This is a genomic window from Kribbella hippodromi, from assembly GCF_039531045.1.
Classification (GTDB): domain Bacteria; phylum Actinomycetota; class Actinomycetes; order Propionibacteriales; family Kribbellaceae; genus Kribbella; species Kribbella hippodromi.
The window spans coordinates 1-4,874 of the sequence record NZ_BAAAPH010000051.1 but is presented as its reverse complement, the minus strand read 5'-3'; the positions used below and the strand labels follow the sequence as shown (position 1 = coordinate 4,874).

Genomic DNA, 4,874 nt, shown 5'->3' with positions numbered 1-4,874 from the left:
CTGTCCAACCAAGCAAATCCACCCGGTGTTGCAACCACCGCGTGAATCCGCCCCCTGAAACAGGCCATGAACCACCCCAAACCGGTTTGGGGAGTGCTCACGCCGCGGGCGGGAAGTTGGTGGTGCCGATCACGGCTCGATCAGGCCGGCGCGGATTGCGTAGCGGGTGAGCTCGGTGCGGTCCCGCATGCCCAGCTTCTGCAGGATGTTCGCGCGGTGACGTTCGACGGTCTTGATGCTGATCGTGAGCATGCCGGCGATCTCCTTCGACGGGTGCCCTTCGGCGATCAGCTTGACGACCTCGTCCTCGCGGTCGGTGAGCACCTGACCGGGCACCCGCTCACCGCGCCGGACCCGGTCGACGTAGTCACGCACCAGCGTGCTCATCACGCCCGGATACAAGAACGATTCACCTCGGCCGGCGGCGCGGCAGGCGTCGACGAGGTCGCGGTCGGCCACCGATTTGAGTACGTAACCGCTCGCGCCGGCCTTCAACGCGGCGAAGAAGTACTGCTCGTTGTCGTACATCGACAGCATCAACAGCCGCGGTGGATCGCGCCGCCGGGAGAGCTCACGCGCCGCCTGCAGGCCGGTCATCCGCGGCATCTGCACATCGAGGATCGCGAGATCAACCGGCGTACTCCGAAACAACTCCAGCGCCTCCGCGCCGTCCCCGGCTTCCGCGACAACCTCGAGATCCGGTTCGTTGTCGAGGATCAGGCGCACCCCACGGCGTACCAGGGCGTGGTCGTCGGCCAGCAGGATCCGGATCACACGGCCTCCAGCGGTACTCGCAACCGGACCGACGTACCGCTCTCGCCGGGACCGACGGCCAGCTCGGCCCCGATCAACAGAGCACGCTCCCGCATGCCGCGGATGCCCGTGCCCTCTTCGGCACCACGAAGACCGTTGCCGTCGTCATCGACCGACAGCACGACCGCCGCGCCGTGCCGTTGCAGCGAAAGGTGCACCGTACGGGCCTGGGCGTGGCGGGCCGCGTTGGTCAGGGCTTCCTGCGCGACGCGGTAGATCACCAGCTCCCGCTCCGATCCGAGCTCGGGCAGCCCGGGCGAGGTGATGCGGCGTACTTGCAGCCCGTGCGCCGAGAAGTCGATCGCCAGCGCGGCAAGTGCGGCTTGCAAACCAAGATCCTCCAGTACGCCCGGGCGCAGGCGCCGCGCGACGCTACGTACCTCGTCGAGTGTCGCTCGTGCGGTCTCCTGCACTTCCTCGAGCGCCTGCCGCAGCTCGGGCGGCGTACCCGGCTCGAGCCCTTTCAGGCCGAGCAGCACGGCGGTCAGGCCCTGGCCGATCTCGTCGTGCAGCTCGCGCGCGATCCGGTGCCGCTCGGCCTCCTGCGCCGCCAGCGCCTTCGCGTTGCTGCGGCCGCGCTCACTCTCCAGCCGATCGAGCATCGCGTTGAAGCCGTGGACGAGATGCCCGACCGCTCCCCCACCGGCCTCGGACAGCCGCTTCCCGGGGCGTTGCAGATCGACCGTGTCCATCAGCCGGACGAGTCGATCGAGCGGGGCCAGGCTGGTGCGGAGCAGGAACGAGTTGAGTACGACGATGCCGATCAGACCGACTACCAGGACGACCGCCTCCGACTGCAGCACGGTCGCCGAAACGGTCACCGGCGCCAGCGCCAGCGCGGTGGTCCCGGCAACGAACATCAGGCCGTTGATCAGGCAAACCCGCCAGTACAAAGGCATTCCGGCTCCTGTCTTCACTCCTCCAGCGTCCATCAGCGACGTCCTCGTTGTCCATTCACGGCGGCGAAAGTGGGTGCTGGCACTCATTCCGCCACCGTTGACCGGGCAGCAGACTGGAGGTGCGGCGGGGCACGCCACGCGAGCCGAGGGGGCCGCGGGCGGGAGCCTCGCCGCGTCCTACGTCTCCGGGAGGCAGGATGCGATTCGCGACAACCGTCCTTTGGGCCGGCGATGCGGCGGCGAGCTATCCGTTGATCGTGCTGTTGGTGCTCGCTCTGGCAGCGGCGGTCGAGCCGCGTGTGGTCCCGCGCGACCGCTGGCTCGTCGTACTCCGGTCCGGCGTAGTTCGACGTGTCCTCGCGACTGGTGTCAGCGTACGCATTCCGCTGCTGGAGTCGTACGTGTGGATCGCCCGCGGCCGTACGCGCCGTCCGCTGAGCGTGACCGCCCGTACCGGCGATGGCGTCGAGGTGCACGTCGCGGCCGAAACCACCATCGAGGTCGTCGATCCACTCGCCGCGATCCGGGTTTCGCTTACCCCGGTTGAGCTCGCGCTTGACGAGACCGAAAGAGCGTTGCGCCGGCTGATCGCCCAGCACGACGTGGTTTCGCTCGCCGCACTGCGTACTTGCGCGCTGACGATCGACGTACCGGGCGTCCTGATCGGTGAGCTCGACCTCGGGAAGGCCGAGTTCGAGCTCACCCCACAGGCGATCCGCTCGGTCGCGGATCAGACGAAGTAACGCAACCACACGTACCCCCAGGCCAGCAGCATGCTCAACACGGTCACCACCACGCCGTACCGGGTGAACTGCCAGAAGGAGATGTGATGCCCGCTCCGCGAAGCGATGCCGAGGGCAACCACATTGGCGCTCGCGGCAACAGCCGTACCGTTCCCGCCGAAGTCCGCGCCGAGCGCGAACGCCCACCACAACGACTGCCCGGTCCGGTGGTCCGGCGCCTGCTCCACGACCCCTTCGACCACCGGCGTCATCGTCGCGACGTACGGGATGTTGTCGAAGAACGCGCCGAGGATGCCCGATCCGAACAACAAGGCGGTCGCGGCCAGCAGGTACCGGTCACCGATCGCGGCCACCGCCCAGTCACCGATCGACTCGATCACGCCCGTGTGCGTCAGACCCGAAACCATCACGAACAGGCCGATGAAGAACACCAGCGTGCCCCATTCGACCTCACGCAGCACCTCAGGTACGTCCGCCTTCGCGACCAGTACCATCACGCCGGCCCCGACCAGTGCGACCAGCGACGGTTCGAGATGCAGTACGGAATGCAGTGAGAACGCGGCGATCATCACCGCGAGCACGGCCAAGCACCGTACCAACAGCCACGGATCGCGAATCGCCCGCTTCTCCTGCAACGCGAGCACCGCGGCGACCTGTTCCGGATTGTGCTTGAGGCTCTTGCGGAACAGGAACCTGGACAGGATCACGAACAGCACGAACACGATCACCACGATCGGCGTCATGTGCACCAGGAAGTCGTTGAACGACAGGCCGGCCCGGGACCCGATGATGATGTTCGGCGGGTCACCGATCAGCGTCGCGGCGCCGCCGATGTTCGACGCCAGCACCTCGGCGATCAGGTACGGCTTCGGGGAGATCTTCAGCCGTTCACACACCACGATCGTGACCGGCGCGACCAGCATGATCGTGGTCACGTTGTCCAGGAAGGGCGAGGCGACGGCGGTGATGATCATCAGCATCACCATCAACCGGTACGGCTCACCCCTGGATCGTTTCGCCGCCCAGATGCCCAGATAGTCGAACACCCCGGTCTGCTTGATGATCCCGATCACGATCATCATTCCGAGCAGCAGGAAGATGACGTTCCAGTCGATCCCCTCGTGCTCGGAGAAGAACACCTCCGTACCCGGGGCGAGCCCGAGGACCAGCATCGCGGCGGCACCGATCAGTACCACCTTGACCTTGTCGGCCTTCTCGGTCGCGATGAAGAAGAACGCGACACCGAAGATCGCCAGCGCGAACAGCGGCCGCACGCCTACCCCGGCGGCTGGTCACCGAGCCCGGCCACGGCCAGACTCGTGAGCAGACGATCCAAGGTGATGACCCCGGTCAACTCGCCACCGGTCCCGACCACCGCCACCAACGGACTCCGCCCGCGCGCCATCAACGCCGCGATCTCCAGCAACGTCGCGTCCTCGGTCACCGTCAACGGCCGCGCGACCGGCCGCGGCAGGCAGTCGCCCACCGTCAGCCCACCCAGCTCCCGCCAGAACACATCCGCCGACGGCTCGTCCACGGCCCGTACGAGCATCGGATCGTCCTGAAACGCCGCCGGAATACTCAACCGCAACACCTGCGACCCCGGCAGCACCGCCACCGGCCGCCCTACCGCATCAACCACCACCAACCCGGGCAACCGACCCACCGCCATCACCTGCACGGCCCGAATCACCGAATCAGCCACCGAAACCGTGGAAACCCCTACCGCAACATCAACAGCCCGCATCCCAACCCCCCGCCACTCCGCCCCAACCACCCGAACCACCCGCGCACCACCCACCCGTGCACCGTCCGTCTGCGCGTCATCCGCATGCGCACCATTTGCCCACGCACCGATCGCCCGCGCACCATCCACCTGCGCACCATTTGCCCGCGCACTGATCGCCTGCGCGCCATCCACCCGCGCGTCATCCGCCTGCGCACCATTTGCCCGCGCACCAATCACACGTGCACCACTCGCCTGCGCGCCAACCGCCCGCGCACCCTCTACACCCGCACCAATCACCTTGGCCTCCCCGGCCACCACCACCGGGCAGCCTTACTCGCCACCAGTCTTGGCGCCGCCCGCCCCCCAAACCATGGGGTCCACACCCCAACTTCCCCACCCCTCACTTCACGACCCAACCCCTCCCTCTCAGGGGTCAGCCCCTCAAACAGCGGGTTGCCCCCTCAGAACTTCAGGGGCCAACCCGCCCTCTCAGGGGTCAGCCCCTCAGAGAGAGGCATGCCCCGTCAGATCTTCAGGGCCCAATCCGCCCTTTCAGGGGTCAACCCTCCGTTTCAGGGGTCAGCCCCTCAGAGAGAGGCATGCCCCCTCAGAACTTCAGGGGCCAACCCGCCCTCTGAACTGGTCCCCGAAAGTTGGACTGGCTGGGTAGGGAGCCTATGCCGTGAGGGT

At 67.2% G+C, this 4,874-nt stretch carries 5 protein-coding genes; 1 reads left to right on the top strand and 4 read right to left on the bottom strand.

Translation table 11 applies throughout. The annotated features are described in order from the left end of the window. Positions 1-129: 129 nt before the first annotated feature. Together ABD260_RS37410 and ABD260_RS37405 are read right to left on the bottom strand one after the other, a co-directional pair. Entirely contained in the window at positions 130-774 is a 645-nt protein-coding gene (locus ABD260_RS37410; protein ID WP_344241716.1) for a response regulator, read from the bottom strand. After that, on the bottom strand, positions 771-1,712 hold the full coding sequence (locus ABD260_RS37405) for a HAMP domain-containing sensor histidine kinase (RefSeq protein ID WP_344241714.1): 942 nt from the start codon (positions 1,710-1,712) through the stop codon (positions 771-773). Before ABD260_RS37405 ends, ABD260_RS37410 begins: the two co-directional genes overlap by 4 nt. Before the next feature lie 197 nt (positions 1,713-1,909). On the opposite strand from ABD260_RS37405, the gene ABD260_RS37400 reads away from it, so the two are divergent. Then, positions 1,910-2,455 carry an SPFH domain-containing protein gene (locus ABD260_RS37400; RefSeq protein WP_344241712.1) on the top strand — a complete coding sequence of 182 codons (546 nt, stop codon included), beginning with the start codon at positions 1,910-1,912 and terminating at the stop codon, positions 2,453-2,455. Here ABD260_RS37400 and ABD260_RS37395 read toward each other — a convergent pair. Beyond that, positions 2,443-3,729, bottom strand: coding sequence for an ArsB/NhaD family transporter (locus ABD260_RS37395; protein ID WP_344241710.1), 1,287 nt, complete (start codon positions 3,727-3,729; stop codon positions 2,443-2,445). The genes ABD260_RS37400 and ABD260_RS37395 overlap by 13 nt on opposite strands. A gap of 2 nt (positions 3,730-3,731) precedes the next feature. Continuing rightward, positions 3,732-4,421 carry a CBS domain-containing protein gene (locus tag ABD260_RS37390; protein WP_344241709.1) on the bottom strand — a complete coding sequence of 230 codons (690 nt, stop codon included), beginning with the start codon at positions 4,419-4,421 and terminating at the stop codon, positions 3,732-3,734. Positions 4,422-4,874: the final 453 nt, after the last annotated feature.